The sequence below is a fragment of the Ignavibacteriota bacterium genome (assembly GCA_016716225.1).
In the GTDB taxonomy this organism is placed as follows: Bacteria; Bacteroidota; Ignavibacteria; order Ignavibacteriales; family Melioribacteraceae.
In genome coordinates this window covers 3,980,942-4,001,846 of record JADJWT010000001.1, presented here as the reverse complement: position 1 = coordinate 4,001,846, position 20,905 = coordinate 3,980,942, and the positions used below count along the sequence as shown (strand labels likewise).

Here is a 20,905-nt window from a genome sequence, read left to right as displayed (position 1 = left end):
AAAAGAAAAATTATGAAAATTGAACTATTTGATACAACTCTTAGAGATGGAACTCAAGGTGAGGGAATTAATCTTTCACTTCAAGACAAATTATTAATTACCCAAAAATTAGATACCTTTGGTGTCGATATTATTGAAGGTGGTTGGCCTGGAAGTAACCCAAAAGATGAGGAATATTTTCGATTAGTTAAAAATCTGGAATTATCACACGCAAAAGTTTGTGCATTCGGCTCAACTGCAAGATATCCAGATAAGATAAACCAAGATAATAACTTGCAGCTTTTACTTAAAGCAGAAACACCATATATTTCTATATTTGGGAAAACTTGGAGATTCCATTCTGAAAAGAGTTTGGGTTTAACTGATGCTCAAAATGAGGAACTCATTTTCAATTCAGTTGAATTTCTTGTTAAAGAAGGTCGCAAAATAATTTATGACGCGGAACATTTTTTTGATGGTTATAAAGATGATGCTGAATTTGCATTAAAAATGTTGAAAGCAGCGGAGCAAGCCGGGGCATCCGTTTTGGTTCTTTGTGATACAAATGGAGGAACCTTACCAAATGAAATATTTGATATAGTAACTGATGTCAAAAATAAATTTAATTTACCCATTGGAATTCATGCACACAATGATGGAGATCTCGGTGTTGCTAATTCATTGATGGCAATAAAAGCCGGAGCAGTCCATATTCAAGGAACAATAAACGGAGTTGGTGAAAGATGCGGTAATGCAAATTTATCAAGCATTATTCCAAATGTAGTTTTTAAAATGGGACATAAATTTTCAGATAAATTAGACGTTACAAAAACAACCTCAATTTCTCATTTCATTTCTGAAATAATGAATATTGAACCAAATACAAGAGCGCCGTTTGTCGGTCTTTCAGCATTTGCCCACAAAGGAGGAATTCACGTTAGCTCAGTTTTAAAAGACAGTAGAATGTATGAACATTTAGATCCGAAAACCGTTGGAAATAAACAACGAGTAGTAGTATCTGATTTATCGGGACAAAGTAATATTCGATATAAAGCAAAAGAATTTGGAATAAATCTTCCTGAAGAAAAAGAGTTTAGCAAAAATTTTGTGAATTATTTAAAATCAATGGAGTTTGATGGTTACCAATTTGACGGTGCAGAAGGAACGTTTGAACTTTTATTAAGAAGTGAATTAAAAGAATATAAGCCGTTCTTTTCGGTGAAATATGCCAAAGTTAATGTTTTACAAGATCAAAATAATATTCACTATTCCGAAGCAGTTTTAAAAGTTGAAGTAAATGGAGAAATTGAGCATACTGCAGCGGATGGAAATGGTCCTGTAAATGCATTAGACAGTGCATTAAGAAAAGCCTTAATGAGATTTTTCCCAGAAATTGGACAAATTAAATTGATTGATTATAAAGTAAGAGTTCTTGGCGATAAAAATGGGACGAAAGCAAAAGTTAGAGTTTTGATTGAATCTAGCGACGGCGAAATTAATTGGTCAACTGTAGGACTTTCTGAAAATATAATTGAAGCCAGTTTAATGGCTCTAACAGATGCAATGAATTATAAATTATTTAAAACTAAATTAATTATAAAAAATTAAATAATTTAAATTTTCTTAAAATAATCTTTTTAAAATATTTTCATTGAGAAAGGGTAAAAAAAATGGGTTTCTTTCTCAATAATTTTCAATAAAATATAGTGTTGTAACTCACACAAATTTTTTTCAAAAAGTTTATTTTTCAATATAGAAATTAAACTTATACGGAAAAGTTATGCAACCCAAAAAAATGTATGTGAAGAATAAATATCAATATATTGGTATTCTATCAAATACTATCCGTTTTAAAGAAAATGAACTTTGGGGAATTAACGATTTAGATGGCAATGAAATTCTTCCTCTGCAGTTTAATGAAGTTTTTAGACTTTCGTTTGGTTTAAAATTAATTGCTGCCAGAGAAGGTTCTTTCTGGAAAATTTATAATGAAAACGGGGAAGAAATTTCTTCCGAAAAGTATGATTCACTTTTTCCTTTTTATGGAATGTTTGGAATTACAAAAATTAAAAAAGGGAATAAGTACGGATTATTAAATAAAAGAGGTAGAAAAATAATTCCAATTTCATATCAAAAAATTGAACGTTTTGGAAGTGGATTAATATTACATAATTTTGATTCGAGCATTGAATTTGTTGACAGAAAATCATTAATGCATATACCAGAAATTTCAAGTGATATTTACCTTGACCAAATCAAAGAACCGGCAAAAAGTATACTTCAAAATAGAATCCCTAAAAAAAGTAAATCCTACTAAAGAAATTCTACAAATTGTATTTTGTTTTGAAAAAATTTGTAAACATTTTCAAAATAAAATAATATATTAAAGAATAAAATTGTTTTTGTTTAGTAATAATTTTGTTGTGCACTCATTCGGGAGGGTTACATGAAATCATCATCTGACTTTTTGTATTATGTTCCAATTTTCTCTGATTTACCAGATGAAACAATTGAACAAATATCTCAAGTTGGAGTAAGGAAAGCATTTAAAAAAGAAACAATAATTTTAATGGAAGAAGATGAAAGCGGTGCACTATTTATTATTATAACCGGAAAAGTAAAAGTAACAAGAACAAGTAATGACGGAAGAGAAGTAATATTAAATATACTTTCCGAAGCAGATATTTTTGGCGAAATGGCTTTACTTGATGGATTATCAAGATCTGCAACTGTAACAGCTATTGAAGACTCGGAATTATTTATTATACAGCGAAATCAATTTTTAGAATTTCTAAAAGAACACCCCGAAATTTCAATTGCATTAATGCAAGAATTATCAAAAAGATTAAGAACTGCTGATATGCAAATTAAATCTCTTTCACTTAAAGACGCAGAAGGAAAAGTTGCAACGGTTATCGTTCAATTAGCTAATGATCATGGCAGAATTCGTTCCGGTGCAGTTGAAATTGATAAACTTCCTTTACAACAAGATTTGGCAAATATGGCTGGAACTTCAAGAGAGACAATTTCAAGAACACTCCATTCATTTGCAAAAAAAGGATTGATAGAATTGGAAGGTTCTAAATTAAGAATTTTTCAATTTGATAAATTTAAAGCAACATATTTATAAAATTTTGATTGTACAATAAAAAAGCCCAACGAAAGTTGGGCTTTTTTATGTGATTGAAACCAAACATTAATACATTCCATCCATACCACCCATACCACCAGGAGGCATCATCGGAGCTTTTTCTTCAGTTTTCTTTTCATAAACTACTGCTTCTGTAGTTATTAACAATGATGATACTGAAGCTGCATTTTCTAAAGCAGTTCTTGTAACTTTTGTTGGATCAATAATACCAGCAGAAATCATATTAACATATTCATCAGATGAAGCATCAAATCCATAATCATCTTTTCCTTCCTTAACTTTATTCAATACAACTGCTCCTTCTAATCCAGCATTATTAACGATTTGTTTTAAAGGTTCTTCCATTGCTTTTTGTACAATTTTAATTCCGGTTGTTTGATCCGAATTTGCACCTTTTAAATCATCAAGAACAGTTGCTGCTCTAACTAATGCAACACCACCACCGGCAACAATACCCTCTTCAACAGCTGCTCTAGTAGCATGTAAAGCATCTTCAACTCTTGCTTTCTTTTCTTTCATTTCTATTTCAGTTGCTGCACCGATTTTCAATACTGCAACACCGCCAGATAGTTTTGCTAATCTTTCTTGTAATTTTTCTCTATCATAATCTGAAGTTGTATTTTCAATTTGAGCTTTAATTTCATTTACTCGTTTTTTAATTTCATCGCTTTCGCCAGCACCTTCAACAATTGTTGTGTTGTCTTTATCAATTACAACTTTTTTAGCGGTTCCTAAAAATTCAACAGTTGCATTTTCTAATTTATAACCTCTTTCTTCAGAAATTACAGTTCCGCCAGTTAATACTGCAATATCTTCCAACATTGCTTTTCTTCTATCTCCAAATCCCGGAGCTTTTACAGCAGCAACTCTTAAAGTACCTCTTAATTTATTAACAACTAAAGTAGCTAATGCTTCGCCTTCCAAATCTTCAGAAATGATTAAAAGTGGTCTTCCAGCTTGAGCAACTTTTTCAAGTACAGGAAGAAGGTCTTTCATCGAAGAGATTTTTTTATCATGAATTAAAATTTGTGGGCTTTCTAAAATGGCTTCCATTGTTTCAGAATCTGTAACAAAATAAGGCGATAAATAACCACGATCGAATTGCATACCTTCAACGATTTCTAATCCGGTTTCAGTTCCTTTAGCTTCTTCAACTGTGATAACGCCATCTTTACCAACTTTATCCATTGCATCAGAAATTAATTCACCGATTGCTTTATCATTATTAGCTGAAATTGAGCCAACTTGTGCAATTTCATCTTTACCGCCAACTTCTTTGGAAATTGATCTTAAATATTCTACAACTTTTGTTACAGCAATATCAATTCCTCTTTTTAAATCCATTGGATTTGCGCCAGCGGTAACATTTTTCAATCCTTCTCTAAAAATTGCTTGAGCTAAAACTGTAGCTGTAGTTGTTCCGTCACCCGCAACATCACTGGTTTTTGAAGCAACTTCTTTTACCATTTGAGCACCCATATTTTCAGTTGCATTTTCCAATTCAATTTCTTTTGCAACTGTTACACCATCTTTTGTAATTGTTGGAGCGCCAAACTTTTTATCAATTACTACATTTCTTCCTTTTGGACCCAAAGTAACTTTTACTGCATTGGCTAGTTTATCAACGCCAACTTTTAAATCAGCGCGAGCATCAGTGCCAAATTCAACTATTTTTGCTGCCATTTTTATCCTCTTTATTTTGTTTGTTAAAATTAAAATCTATGATAAGATTCCGAAAATATCGCTTTCACGCATTATTAGATATTGTTCGTCATCTATTGTAATTTCATTCCCGGAATATTTTCCGTATAAAACTTTATCACCAACTTTTACACTCATTAAAATTTTGTTGCCGTCATCTTTAATTCTTCCTGGACCAGCTGCTACAATTGTTCCTTCAATTGGTTTTTCTTTTGCAGTATCCGGTAAAATTATACCACCTTTTGTTTTTTCTACCGCGTTATTTGGTTTTACTATTACTCTGTCTTCCAGAGGTTTAATTTTGAATTCTTTCATTTTTTTCTCCTTTTAAAATTAGCACTCATTAAAGACGAGTGCTAATATATGAAAGTAAAAAAAAATTGTCAAGAGCTCAATAAATCAAATTATATGATGCAATAATCTTTGAAAGGTTTTAGATTTTATAATTGCTGATTACAATAATTTTTTTGCCAATTCAAATACTTGATCTGCATGAGTTTCGACATTTATATCTTTTAAGATATTTGATAAATTTCCGTATTTATCAATAATAAAAGTAATTCTATTCGCTTTTCCTGATTCATTCAAAACACCATATTTTTGCGAAACTTCTTTACTTTCATCTGATAAAAGCGTGAAATTCAAATTGTGATCAGCAATGAATTGTTGAATTGCATCTTTTGAATCTGTAGAAATTCCGAAGACCTTGATTCCGCTTTCTTCAAATTTTGAATAATTATCTCTAATTCCACAAGCTTCTTTTGTGCATCCCGGAGTATTTGCTTTTGGATAAAAATAAATAATTACCGGAGTTTCATTACGATAATCTGAAAGTGTAAACTCATTTCCTTTAGAATCTTGTAAGGAAAAATCCGGTGCTTTTTCTCCAACTTTTAATACTTCATTTGTGTGACTACATGAAATTAAGAGTGATGCAAGTAATATTGAAAAAAGAATTCTCATATGAATTATCTTTCTATTTTATTTCAATAGATCGGTTAAAAATGTAATCAACATTTTTAACCATTTCGTTTGTGTCAAAAATTTTTTCAATTTCATCTACCGATAAATATTTTTTTATTTCGTTCGATGAATTTAATTCTGTTTCTAAATTTGTGGATTTTTCTTGCCAAACTTTCATTGCTGATGTTTGGACAATTTTATAAGCTTCTTCGCGTGTAACACCTTTTTCAACTAATGCTAACAACACTTTTTGCGAAAATATTAATCCGCGTGTTTTATTCAAATTTTCAATTGCATTTTCCGGATAAATTAAAATATTATCAATCAAATTTATCATAAGATTCAACATATAATTTAAGATAATTGTACTATCTGGAACAATAATTCTTTCAACCGAAGAATGTGATATATCTCTTTCGTGCCAAAGTGCAACATTTTCTAAAGCTGCAGATGCATTTCCGCGAAGCAATCTTGCTAAACCTGTTATGCGTTCAGAAACAATCGGATTTCTTTTGTGAGGCATTGCCGATGAACCTTTTTGTCCTTTTGAAAAAAATTCTTCCGCTTCTAAAACTTCAGTTCTTTGTAAATGTCTAATTTCAATTGAAATTTTTTCTAAAGTTGCACCAATAATTGCCAATGTTGAAAGAAATTCTGCATGACGATCTCTTTGAATTACTTGTGTTGAAACTGGAGCTGGTTTTAATCCCATTTTTGTGCAAACATATTCTTCAACTTTTGGAGAAAGATGATCGAAAGTTCCAACTGCACCGGAAATTTGTCCCACACTTATAGTTTCAATTGCAGATTTTAATCTTAAAATATTTCTTTTTGTTTCTTCGTACCAAAGCGCAAATTTTAATCCGAAAGTTGTTGGCTCTGCGTGAATTCCATGACTTCTTCCAACGCAAACTGTTTTTTTATATTCAAGTGCTTTTTTCTTAAGTGCAATTTTTAATTTTTCTAAATCGTTTAATAAAATTTCGCCGGCAGCTTTCATTTGGTAAGAAAGTGTTGTATCTAAAATATCTGATGAAGTCATTCCGTAATGAATATGACGAGATTCCGGACCGACATATTCCGCAACATTCGTAAGAAATGCAATTACATCATGTTTGGTTTCTTCTTCAATTTCTAAAATTCTTTTTACATCAAAATTTGCTTTGGATTTAATAATTTCTAAATCTTCATTAGGAATTTCGCCCATTTCAGCACGAGCTTCGCAAGCTAAAATTTCTATTTTTAACCAAGTTGAAAATTTAAATTCATCTTCCCAAATTTTTCCCATTTCCGGGCGAGTATATCTTTCTATCATGGTTTTGGTTCTAATTTTATATTTATAAAAAGAGTGTTATTATCTCTGAGAACTTTTAGTTTTAAAATATCATTTGTTCTTGCTTGATGAAAAACATATAAAATAGTTTTATCGTTATTAATTTTTGCTCCGTTTACTTCTAAGATTACATCTCCAACTTCCAATCCAGCTTTTTCTGCTGGAGATCTTCTATCAACATTTGAAATTATAACTCCATACGTGCTGTTTAATTTATAATATTTTGCGATTGCATCATCTATTGGATGAATACTGATTCCAGTCCAAAAATCTCTGTTAACAAATCCATTTGATTTTAATTCTTCTATAATATCTTTTATTGTATTAATTGGAATTGCAAAACCAACGCCAATACTTCCGCCTTGATTTTCTTGCCAAATGATTGTGTTCATTCCAATCATTTCACCAACACTATTCACTAATGGTCCGCCGCTGTTGCCGGAATTTATTGAAGCATCTGTTTGAATCATCTTTAAATAGTATCTATCTTGGATCAATCCTAAATTCATGTTTAATGCGCTTACAACACCAACAGTTACAGTAGGTTTATCATTGATTTCAAAAAGTCCAAATGGATTGCCAAGTGCAATAACCCACTCACCGATTAAAATATCATCAGAATTTCCAAATTGAATATACGGAAGATTTCTTGCATTAATTTTTAACAATGCAATATCAGATGATTGATCGGTTCCAACTAATTCAGCTTTGTATTCTGTTCCGTCTGTCATTGTAACAACTATTTTATCGGCATCTCCGGCAACATGATCATTTGTAATAATGTATCCATCTGGAGAAATAATTGCACCAGAACCAACACCGGGAATTTGTCTTTCGTATACTCTATCAAAAAAGAAACTATATGGATCTCTAAAATATCTTGTTTGAGTTACGTTAATTCCAACAATTGCCGAGCTTACATTTTTAACTGTACTTGTAATAATATTCTCGCGACTATTTGTAACTGTATTATCAACAAGTTTTCTAATGTTAGCGGGAATGATGGAACTGTTTTCAGTAATTTGCTGCCGACTTTCCGATGGTAAGTTTAACTGATTTTGATCATTAGAATTATTGATTTTTTCGTAATAAAAATATGCAAATATAATAGATGCAAAAAGTAAAGTTATGAACGAAGACAAAAAAACATATTTCAAATTTTTCATTTTACTTGTTTCAACCTAATTTTTGTAAATAATTTCTTTTAAAGGAGTAATGTGTTTTGTTAGAATTATAAACATCAGTAAAGATATGGAAAATATAAAAATTAATCCTTCTTCCGCTGGTGGAAATGTAATTAAATTTAGTTCTTCCGAAAAAAATATTGAAAAAATGATTACCATTATTGTTGCCCCAAAATTTGATACATGAATATTTGAACTAATTTTTTTCATAATTACCCAGTTAAATAACCAAATTATTAAAATTGCCGGAGATAAAACTAACGCTCCACCAGCTGCAGTTGCTAAACCTCTACCTCCGGAAAATTTTATCCAAATTGAATAGCAATGACCTAAAACTGCTGAATTTAAAGCTAAAACGGCTGCAAAGAAATCATTTGGAATTAGTAATTTTGCCAATATTATAGAAATTATTCCTTTGATCAAATCAACAAAAAGTACAAAAATTCCAATTTTCTTAGAATTTGTAACTTCAAAAGAATTTAATGTTCCAACATTTCCGGAACCGACTTTTCGAATATCTAAATTATGAGTTATTTTTAGAACGATAAATCCTGTTGGAAATGATCCGATAATGTAAGTTATTATTAAAAGAATCGATAATGTCATTGTATTTCAACAAATTATAGAATAAATATAAAAATCAACTTTGATATTATTCTGTAAACTTTTATTTTCTATGCAATATAAATATTTGATTATAAGTAATTTTACACTTTATAATGTAAAATAATGAATTTGAATTAAGAAAAATACATAATAGGAGATATAATGGTCAATTTTATTGGAAATTTTAGTGTAATTCCTTCTTTGCCGGAAAAATTAGAACCGTTAAGAGAAATTGCATATAACGTTTATTGGAGTTGGAATCATGATGCGCAAGAACTTTTTTGGAGATTAGACCGTGATTTATGGGAAAGTACAAATCACAATCCGGTTATGATGCTTGGGAAAATTAGTCAAAAAAAATTAAATGAGATGACTGAAGATGACGGATTTGTTTCTCACATGAATAGAGTTTATTTGCAGTTAAATATTTATTTAGAAGACTCAACTTGGTATCAGAAAAAATATGGATCTGCTGAAACACCATTTATTGCATATTTTTCCGCTGAATTTGGATTAACTGAATGTCTGCAAATTTATTCCGGAGGTTTAGGAGTTTTAGCTGGAGATCATCTAAAATCCGCAAGTGATCTAGGTATTCCTTTAGTTGGAATTGGCTTATGTTACAAAGAAGGATATTTTCAGCAGTATTTAGCTGCTGATGGATGGCAGCAAGAACAATATCCAATTTCTGATTTTTTAAATTTACCAATGACATTAGTTACAACTGAAGATAATTCACCAGTCAAAATTTCTTTAGATTTTCCCGGTAGACAAGTTTATTTCCAAATTTGGAAAATCCAAGTTGGAAGAGTTCCGTTGTATTTATTAGACACAAATGTTCCGGAAAACAATGACGAAGACAAAAAAATTACTCGTGCACTTTATGGTGGAAATAAAGAAACAAGAATTCAGCAAGAAATAATTCTTGGAATTGGTGGAATTAGAGCTTTACACGAATTAAATATAAAACCTTTAGTTTGCCACATGAACGAAGGGCATTCTGCATTTTTAGCTTTAGAAAGAATTCGTTTACTAATACAAAAAGGATTAACATTTGATCAAGCAAAAGATATAGGAAATTTCTCTAATATATTCACAACTCATACACCGGTTCCCGCCGGTATTGATGTTTTTGGAAATGATATGGTTGAGTCATATTTCGGAAAATATTACAGAGAAGAATTAAAAATTTCTGATAAACAGTTTTACCAATTGGGAACAATTATTCAAAATAAACCTCCGGCAAACTTTAATATGGCACATTTAGCAATGAATATGGCGGGAATGGTAAACGGAGTAAGTAAACTTCATGGTGTTGTTTCAAAAAAAATGTGGACTCAAGGATTTCCGGATATTCCCTTTGATGAAATTCCGATTGAACATATTACTAACGGAATTCACACACGTTCGCATTTATCTTCGGAAATGTCTGAACTTTTAACAAGATATTTGGGTGAAGATTTTGCTTCCGGAAATGGTGATAACGATGCTTGGAAAGCTGTTGATGAAATTCCCGATGAAGAATTATGGAATACGCACGAAAGAAGACGAGAAAGATTGGTTTCGTTTGCTCGTAAGAGATTGAGAAAGCAACTTATTTCCAGAGGTGCTTCAAGCATAGAAATTGATGCTGCAAAGGAAGTTCTTAATCCTTCCGCACTAACAATTGGTTTTGCCAGAAGATTTGCAACTTACAAACGTGCAACATTAATTTTAAGAGATATTGAAAGACTTTCGGACCTTTTAACAAATCCCGATCGACCGGTGCAATTTATAATTGCGGGAAAAGCACATCCTCAAGATGAAGAAGGTAAAAAATTAATTCAAGAATTGGTTTCAATATCAAAAGATCCACTCTTTAGAAAAAGAATTGTTTTCTTGGAAAATTACGATATGAACATTGCACGATATATGGTTGAAGGCTGTGATGTTTGGTTAAATAATCCAAGAAGACCTTTGGAAGCTAGCGGAACTTCCGGAATGAAAATAATTGCAAACGGAGGTTTGAATTTTAGCATTTTAGATGGCTGGTGGGATGAAGCATATCAAAGAGAATTAGGCTGGAAGATTGGAAATGGCGAAGAATATCAAAATACTGATTATCAAGATGAGATTGAATCCCGCCTAATTTATGAAACTTTAGAAAAAGAAATTGTTACTACTTTTTACGATAGAGGTGAAGATAAACTTCCAAGGAAATGGATTCACATGATGAAAGAATCAATGAAAAATCTTGGTCCAGTTTTCAATACTAATAGAATGGTTTCTGAATACACGGATAAGTATTATAACAAAGCTTTGAATAGAAGAAAATTCATATTAGAAAATGATTGGGATGAGGCGAAGAAATTTTCTAAATGGAAAGCTGGATTATTAAAAAATTGGAAAAGTATTAAATTCGTAAGCGTTTCCGAAGAAAATCCAAAAACAGAGATGAAAGTTGATTCATCATATAAAATTAGTTGTGAAGTTGAATTAGGAAAACTTTCACCTAATGACGTTGATATTCAAATTTATTACGGAAAAATCGATAATAGAAACGATGCAAATTCAAATAGTTTTGTTATTATGAATTATGTTAAAACTAATGAGGAAGTTGGTATTCATACATTTTCCGGTGAAATTAGATGTAACAATACCGGTCACTTTGGTTATACTTTACGAATTTTGCCAAAACATAGTTTGTTAAATAATCCTTTTGAATTAAATTTAATTCATTGGGCATAAAAATAAAAATTTTTGATTTAAATCATTTGCATTGGGTAAATATATACTGCTTTTTTGTCTTAGTTAAATAAATTATTAAAATCTAAATAAAAAGGTCAATATGGATTTCTTAAACAAAATTAAAAACAAATCTGCAAAAGTTGGAATTATTGGGCTTGGTTACGTTGGACTTCCTTTGGGATTAGAATTTTCTCTAAAAGGATTTAATGTAATTGGATTTGATGTAGATGAAAGAAAAATCCCATTACTCAAAAAAGGTAAAAGTTATATTAAACATATTTCAGAAAAAAGAATTAAAGCCGCTGTAGATTCTGGGAAATTTGAAGCAACATCTGATTTTACAAGATTGCCGGAAGTTGATGCAATAATTATTTGTGTCCCAACACCTTTAAATGAACACAGAGAACCGGATATGTCTTATGTTGTAAATACTGCAGAGACAATTTCAAAATATTTAAGAAAAGGGCAATTAGTTACATTAGAATCAACAACATATCCCGGAACAACAGAAGAAATTCTTCAGCCATTATTTGAAAATTCTCCGATGATTCAGAAAACCGGAACAAAAAAATTAGTTGTTGGAAAAGATTTTTATTTAGCATTTTCACCGGAAAGAGAAGACCCAAATAATCCAGATTTTAATACATCAACGATTCCAAAAGTTATTGGTGGTGTAACACCAAAATGCGTTAAAATTGCAACCGAACTTTACAATAATGTAATTGTAAAAACAGTTCCGGTTTCATCGCCAAAAGTTGCCGAAGCTACAAAATTAGTTGAAAATATTTATCGCTCAGTAAACATTGCTTTAGTAAATGAATTAAAAATGGTTTTTGAAAGAATGGATATTGATATTTGGGAAGTTATTGCCGCAGCATCAACAAAACCATTTGGGTATAATCCATTTTATCCGGGCCCGGGTTTAGGCGGACATTGTATTCCTATCGATCCTTTCTATTTAACTTGGAAAGCACGCGCATATGAAGTTAACACAAGATTTATTGAACTTGCCGGAGAAATCAACACTTATATGCCATATTATGTTGTTGAGAATGCTGCAAAATTTATGAATGATGAAAAGAAAGCATTAAATGGTGCAAATGTTTTAATTCTTGGTGCAGCTTACAAAAAAGATATTGATGATATGCGTGAATCTCCATCACTACGATTAATTGAACTTTTTGAAAGAAAAGGTGCAAAAGTTGATTTTAATGATCCATACGTTCCAAAATTGTTTAAAATGAGAAAATACAATTATACAATGAAATCCGTTCCTTTAACTGCTCAAAATTTAAAGAAATATGATTTAGTTGTACTAAGTACTGATCATTCTGATTATGATTATAAATTTATTGCAGAAAATTCTAAATTAATTTTAGATACAAGAAATGCCTTCGAAAAACATGGCATAAAAGCAAAACACATTAAAAAATCATAGTTAAGTTTTTAAATATAGCCGAATTAAAGTCTAAAACTTTTTTTCGGCTTTTTTTTGTTCAAACAAAATTATTATAAAGAAAAAATCGTTAAGAGAAAATTGATGAAAAAAATAATATCCGTAGTTGGTGCACGTCCAAATTTTATGAAAATTGCTCCAATTCACAGAGCATTTCAAAAATATAAAGATTCAATTCAACATTTGATTTGTCATACAGGTCAGCATTATGATGAAAAAATGTCAAAAGTATTTTTTGAAGATTTGGAATTGCCAAAACCGGATTTCTATTTAGGAGTTGGGAGCGGAAGTCACGCAGAACAAACTGCAAATGTAATGATAAAGTTTGAGAAAATTCTGCTTGAAGAAAAACCGGATATGATTCTTGTTGTTGGTGATGTAAATTCCACAATTGCATGCAGTTTAACAGCTGCAAAATTACACATCAAAATTGTGCATGTTGAAGCTGGATTGAGAAGTGGTGATAGAGAAATGCCGGAAGAAATAAACAGAGTTTTAACAGATGCGATTTCCGATTTACTTTTTGTTACTGAAAAAAGTGGTTTGGAAAATTTGAAAAATGAAGGAATTTCAAACGGTAAAGTATTTTTTACCGGAAACGTTATGATTGATAGTTTAGTTTATTTTAAACCAAAAATTGTTAATTCTGATTTTCTCAATAATTTTGATCTAGAACCAAAAAAATATGTTTTGGTAACTTTACATAGACCAAGTAATGTTGATGTAAAAGATCAGCTAATAAAATTAATTGATGTTTTAAATACACTTGCAGAAAAGAGAAAAGTTTTGTTCCCAATTCATCCAAGAACGAAAAAAAATCTTACTGATTTTGGATTAATAGAAAAAATTAGTAAAAATCTAATTTTAACCGAACCGATCGGATATTTGGATTTTCTAACTTTAACTAGCAATGCGGAATTAATTGTAACAGATTCCGGCGGAATTCAAGAAGAATCCACATATTTGGGAATTCAATGTATTACTTTAAGAACTTCAACAGAACGACCAATTACTGTGGAAGTTGGAACAAACCAACTTTTAGGAAATGATTTGGAAAAAGCTAAAATAGTTGCTTTGGAAATTCTTGACGGAAAACTTAAAAAAGGTAATATTCCGGAATTATGGGATGGGAAAGCGGCTGAAAGAATAACTGCAATTATATCAGAAAAAATAAAAAATTAAAATTCTTTAGGCTTAATTATTTCATGTAATTTTCGAATTAATTAAATATTGAATTAATTGATTTTTATCACACAATTACCTCAAAATTTCATCTTATTGCAGAAAGAATAAAAATAATTATTTAAGAGTAAAAAAACTTTGGAATGGAAATTTACAATGAAAAATAAAATAATAATTAATACAATTTTGATTGCTTTATTTTCTTTTACATCAATAATTTCAAATCCATTTTCTTCAAATTTAGATGCTTTTTCTGAAGACAGTCTATATCTTGAAAAAAAAGGTGGAATTTGTTTTAGATTTGATGATAATGCTAAAATTGCTGATTATATGGAAATTGCAAAAGTATTTAAAAAGTATAACGCAAATTTTTGCGTTGCATTAAATTTAAATGATTTTAAAACTCCAGAGTATAAAGATAGTATAAGAACTCTTCAAGAAATGGGACATGAAATTATGGACCATACTCCAAATCATAGAACAAATTATTTTCCAACTCAATTTCCAATTTCTGAATATTACTTAGAAGGAACAAATATTCCAATAGATGGAATTGATCATATTATAAATAATAAAATTTGTCTTGAATTTGACAAAGTCGACACAACATTAGCATCAAAAACCGGTATGTGCGATGTTTACCAAAATCAATTATTAAATGGATTTACAACTTTACCCGAAGACGAAATTTATATTTATATACCGGAATTAAATACTTTAGTTCAGAAAAGTTCAGTAGAAAATAATAAAATTTATTTTATTGATGTTTGGGGTGATCCAATTTTTTTACCGACTACATGGCATACAAAATATTTTATTCTAAGTAAAAATAATGTTCATATTTCTGATAAAGCTGTTAATGTTTTGGCAAATGAAACAAGAAAATTAGCATTGGAATTTAATCTTGAACCGCCTAAAACTTGGATTCAACCAGGCGGAGATTTTCCACAATTATCAAAAGAAAAATTGAGTAGAACATTAGGAAAAGAATTTAATTTTGTTGCCGGTGCAGCTGTAAAAAAGGGTAGGCAGATTTATAACGAATTTGACCCGAATGATTATGAAAGATTTGAAATGCAGTGGGGTGATTTTTTTGATGATACTTGGACAGTTGAAAAATGCAAAAATGTTATTGCCGATAGAATTGCAAAACACTATATGCAAATTGGCCATGCACATTTTTATGAAATTGATTCGCTCGATTTATATTTTGCAAAAATAGACAGCATTCTCGCTTGGGCAACCCTAAACAATATTCCAATAAAAACATATTCGGAATGGGCGGAAATTTTATATGATCAAACACCAGACGAATTTGCCAATGTGTTCCCAGCATTAAATGTTGATTTAGATAAAAATATTTCCGAATTGGATATTTATGGAGTTCCGGATGGTTATTCACCAAGATATTGGTCGGGACAAGGACAGTGGGAAGTTGATACCGTTGTTGCCGGAATAGGAAAATATGCATATTCAATTTCAACAAATTCTAGAATTTGCCGAGTTGAAAATCTTGCCGGAATTGAAAAAGGTAAAAATGATTTTAGAATTCAAACCAAAGGAGCAACTGGAGATTCAATAGAAGTTTATTTTTCCTTTGGCGAATATTCAAGTGAAATTAATGAAATTTATAAATTTCCTGCAGATACAGAAGATTGGGTTGAATATTCTTTAGAGCAATCATCAAATGGAAATAAAGAACTTATAATTCCCGAAAATGTAAATTTCATTTCGGTTGATATTAAATGTTCAAATTACAAATCCGGAGTTGTAAAAATTAGTGGAATGTATTTGGCTAAAAGTAGAACAACTTCAGTTGAAAATAAAAATGAAGAAATTCCAAATTATTATGTACTAAACCAAAATTATCCAAATCCATTTAATCCGGCAACGAAAATATCTTATAGCATTCCCGAAAATTCTCAAGTTGCTATCAAAATCTATAATATTTTAGGAAGTGAAATTGCAACTTTAGTAAATGCCAAACAAAATTCCGGAAATTATGAAATTGCATTTAATGCTTCAAATTTGGCAAGCGGAGTTTATTTTTATACTCTAAGTACTGATAAATTTTCACAAACAAAAAAGATGATATTATTGCGATAGTAATTTTTGCCTAATTAAAAAATCAAAAATTCCTTTAATATGATTAGTTTTTTAAAGGATTTTCTTATGTGATGCAAATCACCGGATATTTTGTTTTGAAACAATTTTAACTAAATTAAGTTAAAAGGATTTTAAGTATTATTTAAAAGAAATGATTAATTATGATAAATTTCCTCAAGACAATTTTATTTGGAATAATTCTAATTTCGCAAATAATTTTAGCACAAAAAAATAATATTTCAGAAATCCCAAAATCTGCTGAAGAACTTCAATTTGTGGAAAAAAAAGCCGGCATAGCATTTAGAATAGATGATAATTATGCAATGGAATATTATACTCAAATGGCTTCGATTTTTAATAATTATAACAGTAATTTTGGAAGAGATTACCATTTTAGTTTTGCATTAAATTTTGCGGCAAGTTATAATTATAATAACACTGTTATACCTTTCAATAGTCCCTCATATATTTCTGCAATTAAGGCAATTCAAGATGCCGGACATGAAATTATGGATCATACACCAAACCATAGAACAAATTATTTTATAACAGAATTTCCGGCAAATGATTACCTTCAAAATGGAACAGCAGTCCCAATTCCCGGTGTTGATCAAATCATTGAACAAGCAAATGGTAAAAGAAAAATTTGTTTAGAATTTAATTCAGTTGATATTTTAGGTCAAACACCAATTGGCACTTGTAATGTACATAATGATACTATATATGGAAATTTTTCTTCGATTAACTATGACACAGAGATTTATGTTTATCTTGAGGGATATGGATTATATTTTATTTATAATTTTTTCAATAATAAAACTAAAGCACAAATTCTAGATATTTGGGAAAATCCGGTAAGTTTGCCGCAAACAAATAATATTAACTTCTATAAATTTGATAGAAAAAAAAAACTAAGCATAAATGCAATAAGAGTTTTGGCAAATGAAACGCTAAAATTAGCTGATTTATATGAAATTGATCGACCAACAACTTGGATTCAACCCGGTGGAAGGCATCCAGTAATTTCGACTTTAGAATTAAGTACCGCATTAAAACCTTTAGGATATAAAGCTGGAGCTTCTTTTGGCGATACTCCAAAATCCCTAAAAGTATTTAATGAACATGATCCTAATGAATATTTGGAATTTGGTATGCAATGGGAAGATTTTAATGAAGATTGGACAAGTCAGACCATTTCAACAATCAAAACAACAATCGCAGATGGAATTGCAAAAAATAAGGTTATGATTGGGCATAATCATTTTTATGACTTAAAAGGTAATAATGGTTATGTTTTACCAACTGAATATTTTCAAAGAGTTGAAGAAATTCTTGCTTGGTGTCACCAAAATAATATTGAAATAAATACTTATAAAGAATGGGCAGAAATTTTATATGAAAAAACTCCCGATCCATTTGAAAATGTTTTTCCACCCATAAATGTTAATCTTGATACTTATACAAATACATTAAATCCTAATGGTATTCCGGATGGATATTATTTGAGAACACATTCAGCGCATGGCGAATGGACCGTTGATAATACTGCCCCCGAGAATATTGGTTATTCTTATGGGATTAGTTCATGGGATAGTACACGAATATTTTTAGTTCAAGAATTAGGTGGACTTGAAAAAGGTGAAGTTGAATTTGAAATTTGGACTAAAGGGATTAATGATTCAAGAAATCAAATTAAAGTGATTTTTAGCTTTCCATCAACATCATATCCATTTATATCATTCGAAATTCCATCAAGTACAACAAATTGGACGAAATACAATCTTAGTCAATCATTAAACCAGAACAAATCATTAATAATTCCCTACGATGTTACAAAAATAAATGTTGAAGTAAAAATAAAACGAAATGGAATTTATTCTCAAATCAATGTAACTGGTATGTCCATAAAGAAAAAGAAACAATCCATTGCTGCAAATTTAAAAATAAATTTAGAGGGACCATATACCAATGGAATAATGGATGTTTCTCAAAATTATGAAGATTCTATTTCTCAAACGCAGCCCTATTTTATTTCCCCTTGGGAATATAACGGAACTGAAACAATAACAATTTCACATCAAAATATTGTTGATTGGGTTCTTGTAGAATTAAGATCAGATTCAACTTCGAATTATTATGTGCATTCAAGAAAAGCTGGCTTGCTGAAAAATGACGGCACGATTATAAATTCTGATGGAACACCATTTTCTGTCGATGTTGCTTCTGGCGATTACTATATTGTAATCTATCATAGAAATCATCTGCCGGTAATGAGTTCGGTTCCAGTAACATTTAACTGAAAATAGTTTTTTGTGAGGTTTAAATTTTACGGTATGAAAGTTTCTTTCAACCGTTGAATCTGCTCTTTACGTAAATATGTTTTAAATTCTTGGCTAACCTTAACTTTGTTTTTACTAATTAAAGCCCACAAATAACCAAATAAATGTAATATTCCGCTGATTATGAAAGGTCTTTCTTTAAATCTGTAAAGTGATTTTAGAATTTGAAAAAGTGGATGATAACCAATAGAGTGTGCCAGCATTCCTTCTCTAAATTTTGTTTCAGCAATTCCCCAGCGCCCAGTACCGGAAAGTCTTAAATTCTGGACATGTAAGTGATCAAATGATCTAACTTTCCATCCCTTCATTCTTGCGGTAACTTCGGTTATAATATCTTCACCGCCGTTCTTAAGGGGAACAAATCCGCCAATTTCATCAAAGCAGTCTTTTCGAAAAAATTGAACTGCTCCGCGTACACTGTTGCTTGCTAAAACTACTTTTATTTTTTTTCCTTTATAATTTTCGAAAAATATTCCACCAGCTAAACCGAGATTTTCGTCCTTCTCAAATTCTTTAATAATTTGCTCATAATAATTTGTATCAAAAACAGTATCAGCATCCAAATTGCCGATAAACCGATAATCAATTTTATTTTCAGCAATATAATTTAACGCAATTTTCAATGCATAAACTTTTGAAGCAAAATTTCTATCATCAGTTTTATCGTTCCGAATATATTTTATAAAACTATAATTCTTTTCATATTCTTTTATGATATCATCGGTTTTATCTGTTGATCCATCACTAACTATACACCACAAAAATGGTTTTACTGTTTGTGAAATAACGGATTTTATTGTTTCACCGATATAATCTTGTTCATTTTTTGCTGCAGTAATTAATATGTATTTCTTCATCAAACTACTTTCTAAAATTATTTGGAATTTTTAATCCATATTGAACCTAAAATTGTCCATGCCAGCCAGAAAAATATATCACTAGGTAGACTATATCCGGTTAATGCGGATTCAACGAAATTTGTTATAAAAACAGTTATAAATGTATAATATGCGTAAGCTTTTTCTGGTGAAAATGAATAAGCAAAAGTTGCTACAGAAGGAAATAATAAAATAATTATCCACAAAATTAATCCAACAATTCCACCACCGACAAGCATTGATAGATATCCATTATGCAAAGACTGTCTAACGCTTCTTTCAATAAAACTACCTTCTAGATCAACTTTCAATTCATCTTGGAAAATTTTTCCTTCCACACCGAATCCATAACCCAAAATTGGGTTTTCTAATATAAAAATTTCAGCACTGTTCCAAATATCTTCGCGGGAGCTTAAATCGGTTATATCTGAAGTTTCCATTCTCTTAAAACTTTCCGGTGAAAAATTTAACAATGCTATTATGAAAATTCCAATTATTATTCCAACCGAAAATAATTTCACCCAATTTTTTTCTAATAATAACCAAACAACTACTCCAACTGAAGAGGCAAGTAATGTTGTTCTTGATCCAGTTAAAATATGTAACCCTAAATTAATTAAAATGATAAAAAGAATAAAATATTTTTTGTGGGATTTAATTGAATAAAATTTCCAAATTAATATTGGATAAGCCAGCATGCTGAAAGAACCATATGTATTTGGATGTTCCCACAAGCCGACTAACCTTGGTAATTTGTACCACCAAATTCTTGAAGGAATTATAAATAATCCAATTAGTGTTGCGAAAATAATAACTGTAACTAAAACAAACATTGAGTTAAGTGCTTTGTGTAAATTATTTCCTTCTTGAAGCCATACGTGCAAACCTAGTAAAAAACAAAATACAGCAAATAATAATCCAGCTCTGATAATTGTAAATTTTTGATCAAGAGAATAAAATGAAGATGCAAATGCAAGTAATAAAAATATTCCAAGCAGAATAAAGTGAATTGGAATTTTTAATTTATTTTTTGGAATACTTAAAATAAATTTTATTAAACCGGCAATTCCCAAAAACGCTAAAGTTGCCGCACGAAGTGTTCCTCCAATTCCAATAGTAACTTCATCCATTACAACATCTTCTTGAGGTAAATTATCAAAGAAAATTGCAGATATTAACGGCGAAAGTGCAAAGAAAAAAACAGCGGTTTCAAATTTTTTTAGCCAGAGTAAGAATGTTCCAATTCCTAAGATTGCTGCAATTCCTATTGCGAAAAATATGTATAAATCATTTCCCAAGT

At 30.3% G+C, this 20,905-nt stretch carries 16 protein-coding genes; 8 read left to right on the top strand and 8 right to left on the bottom strand.

Going from position 1 to position 20,905, the window contains the following annotated elements; genetic code table 11:
• Positions 1-12 precede the first annotated feature (12 nt).
• The 3 genes from IPM32_17190 to IPM32_17180 all read left to right on the top strand — a co-directional run bounded on the left by IPM32_17190 (position 13) and on the right by IPM32_17180 (position 3,109).
• Positions 13-1,587, top strand: coding sequence for a citramalate synthase (locus IPM32_17190; protein MBK8946984.1), 1,575 nt, complete (start codon positions 13-15; stop codon positions 1,585-1,587).
• A gap of 172 nt (positions 1,588-1,759) precedes the next feature.
• Positions 1,760-2,296: a WG repeat-containing protein gene (locus tag IPM32_17185; protein MBK8946983.1), complete on the top strand. Its 537-nt coding sequence runs from the start codon at positions 1,760-1,762 to the stop codon at positions 2,294-2,296.
• A gap of 129 nt (positions 2,297-2,425) precedes the next feature.
• On the top strand, positions 2,426-3,109 hold the full coding sequence (locus tag IPM32_17180) for a Crp/Fnr family transcriptional regulator (protein ID MBK8946982.1): 684 nt from the start codon (positions 2,426-2,428) through the stop codon (positions 3,107-3,109).
• 66 nt (positions 3,110-3,175) lie between these two features.
• Here the strand turns inward: IPM32_17180 and groL are convergent, their stop codons facing one another.
• From groL to IPM32_17150, 6 genes are all read right to left on the bottom strand, one after another.
• Positions 3,176-4,813 carry a chaperonin GroEL gene (groL, locus tag IPM32_17175; GenBank protein ID MBK8946981.1) on the bottom strand — a complete coding sequence of 546 codons (1,638 nt, stop codon included), beginning with the start codon at positions 4,811-4,813 and terminating at the stop codon, positions 3,176-3,178.
• A 36-nt stretch (positions 4,814-4,849) separates the two neighbouring features.
• Complete coding sequence (gene groES, locus IPM32_17170; GenBank protein MBK8946980.1) at positions 4,850-5,146, bottom strand: co-chaperone GroES; 297 nt, start codon at positions 5,144-5,146, stop codon at positions 4,850-4,852.
• Between the two features lie 138 nt (positions 5,147-5,284).
• Complete coding sequence (gene bcp / locus IPM32_17165) at positions 5,285-5,794, bottom strand: thioredoxin-dependent thiol peroxidase (protein MBK8946979.1); 510 nt, start codon at positions 5,792-5,794, stop codon at positions 5,285-5,287.
• Between the two features lie 13 nt (positions 5,795-5,807).
• Positions 5,808-7,109 carry an adenylosuccinate lyase gene (locus IPM32_17160; GenBank protein MBK8946978.1) on the bottom strand — a complete coding sequence of 434 codons (1,302 nt, stop codon included), beginning with the start codon at positions 7,107-7,109 and terminating at the stop codon, positions 5,808-5,810.
• Positions 7,106-8,293, bottom strand: a complete 1,188-nt coding sequence (locus IPM32_17155; protein MBK8946977.1) for a trypsin-like peptidase domain-containing protein — start codon at positions 8,291-8,293, stop codon at positions 7,106-7,108. The genes IPM32_17160 and IPM32_17155 overlap by 4 nt, the downstream gene beginning before the upstream one ends.
• Before the next feature lie 15 nt (positions 8,294-8,308).
• Positions 8,309-8,917 carry a glycerol-3-phosphate acyltransferase gene (locus IPM32_17150; protein ID MBK8946976.1) on the bottom strand — a complete coding sequence of 203 codons (609 nt, stop codon included), beginning with the start codon at positions 8,915-8,917 and terminating at the stop codon, positions 8,309-8,311.
• Between the two features lie 162 nt (positions 8,918-9,079).
• Here IPM32_17150 and glgP point away from each other — a divergent pair, with 162 nt between their 5' ends.
• The 5 genes from glgP to IPM32_17125 all read left to right on the top strand — a co-directional run bounded on the left by glgP (position 9,080) and on the right by IPM32_17125 (position 18,688).
• The gene (gene glgP, locus IPM32_17145; protein MBK8946975.1) at positions 9,080-11,644 is read left to right on the top strand and encodes an alpha-glucan family phosphorylase; all 2,565 of its coding nucleotides are present in this window, start codon (positions 9,080-9,082) and stop codon (positions 11,642-11,644) included.
• A 100-nt stretch (positions 11,645-11,744) separates the two neighbouring features.
• On the top strand, positions 11,745-13,082 hold the full coding sequence (locus tag IPM32_17140; GenBank protein ID MBK8946974.1) for a nucleotide sugar dehydrogenase: 1,338 nt from the start codon (positions 11,745-11,747) through the stop codon (positions 13,080-13,082).
• A gap of 102 nt (positions 13,083-13,184) precedes the next feature.
• The gene (wecB, locus tag IPM32_17135; protein ID MBK8946973.1) at positions 13,185-14,282 is read left to right on the top strand and encodes a UDP-N-acetylglucosamine 2-epimerase (non-hydrolyzing); all 1,098 of its coding nucleotides are present in this window, start codon (positions 13,185-13,187) and stop codon (positions 14,280-14,282) included.
• Positions 14,283-14,612: 330 nt separating this feature from the next.
• Entirely contained in the window at positions 14,613-16,388 is a 1,776-nt protein-coding gene (locus IPM32_17130; protein ID MBK8946972.1) for a T9SS type A sorting domain-containing protein, read from the top strand.
• A gap of 161 nt (positions 16,389-16,549) precedes the next feature.
• The gene (locus IPM32_17125) at positions 16,550-18,688 is read left to right on the top strand and encodes a hypothetical protein (GenBank protein MBK8946971.1); all 2,139 of its coding nucleotides are present in this window, start codon (positions 16,550-16,552) and stop codon (positions 18,686-18,688) included.
• Between the two features lie 26 nt (positions 18,689-18,714).
• Here the strand turns inward: IPM32_17125 and IPM32_17120 are convergent, their stop codons facing one another.
• Both IPM32_17120 and IPM32_17115 read right to left on the bottom strand, forming a co-directional pair.
• Positions 18,715-19,584 carry a glycosyltransferase family 2 protein gene (locus IPM32_17120; protein ID MBK8946970.1) on the bottom strand — a complete coding sequence of 290 codons (870 nt, stop codon included), beginning with the start codon at positions 19,582-19,584 and terminating at the stop codon, positions 18,715-18,717.
• A gap of 17 nt (positions 19,585-19,601) precedes the next feature.
• A complete protein-coding gene (locus tag IPM32_17115) occupies positions 19,602-20,903 on the bottom strand; it encodes an O-antigen ligase family protein (protein ID MBK8946969.1) in 1,302 nt (433 codons plus the stop codon).
• Positions 20,904-20,905 lie beyond the last annotated feature (2 nt).

Excerpts from the sequence above, each read along its gene's own strand:
- IPM32_17150 (MBK8946976.1), bottom strand. The coding sequence starts at position 8,917 with ATGACATTATCGATTCTTTTAATAATAACTTACATTATCGGATCATTT.
- IPM32_17155 (MBK8946977.1), bottom strand. The coding sequence starts at position 8,293 with ATGAAAAATTTGAAATATGTTTTTTTGTCTTCGTTCATAACTTTACTT.
- groES (MBK8946980.1), bottom strand. The coding sequence starts at position 5,146 with ATGAAAGAATTCAAAATTAAACCTCTGGAAGACAGAGTAATAGTAAAA.
- wecB (MBK8946973.1), top strand. The coding sequence starts at position 13,185 with ATGAAAAAAATAATATCCGTAGTTGGTGCACGTCCAAATTTTATGAAA.
- IPM32_17190 (MBK8946984.1), top strand. The coding sequence starts at position 13 with ATGAAAATTGAACTATTTGATACAACTCTTAGAGATGGAACTCAAGGT.
- IPM32_17180 (MBK8946982.1), top strand. The coding sequence starts at position 2,426 with ATGAAATCATCATCTGACTTTTTGTATTATGTTCCAATTTTCTCTGAT.
- IPM32_17140 (MBK8946974.1), top strand. The coding sequence starts at position 11,745 with ATGGATTTCTTAAACAAAATTAAAAACAAATCTGCAAAAGTTGGAATT.
- IPM32_17120 (MBK8946970.1), bottom strand. The coding sequence starts at position 19,584 with ATGAAGAAATACATATTAATTACTGCAGCAAAAAATGAACAAGATTAT.
- glgP (MBK8946975.1), top strand. The coding sequence starts at position 9,080 with ATGGTCAATTTTATTGGAAATTTTAGTGTAATTCCTTCTTTGCCGGAA.
- IPM32_17125 (MBK8946971.1), top strand. The coding sequence starts at position 16,550 with ATGATAAATTTCCTCAAGACAATTTTATTTGGAATAATTCTAATTTCG.
- IPM32_17130 (MBK8946972.1), top strand. The coding sequence starts at position 14,613 with ATGGAAATTGCAAAAGTATTTAAAAAGTATAACGCAAATTTTTGCGTT.
- bcp (MBK8946979.1), bottom strand. The coding sequence starts at position 5,794 with ATGAGAATTCTTTTTTCAATATTACTTGCATCACTCTTAATTTCATGT.
- groL (MBK8946981.1), bottom strand. The coding sequence starts at position 4,813 with ATGGCAGCAAAAATAGTTGAATTTGGCACTGATGCTCGCGCTGATTTA.
- IPM32_17160 (MBK8946978.1), bottom strand. The coding sequence starts at position 7,109 with ATGATAGAAAGATATACTCGCCCGGAAATGGGAAAAATTTGGGAAGAT.
- IPM32_17185 (MBK8946983.1), top strand. The coding sequence starts at position 1,760 with ATGCAACCCAAAAAAATGTATGTGAAGAATAAATATCAATATATTGGT.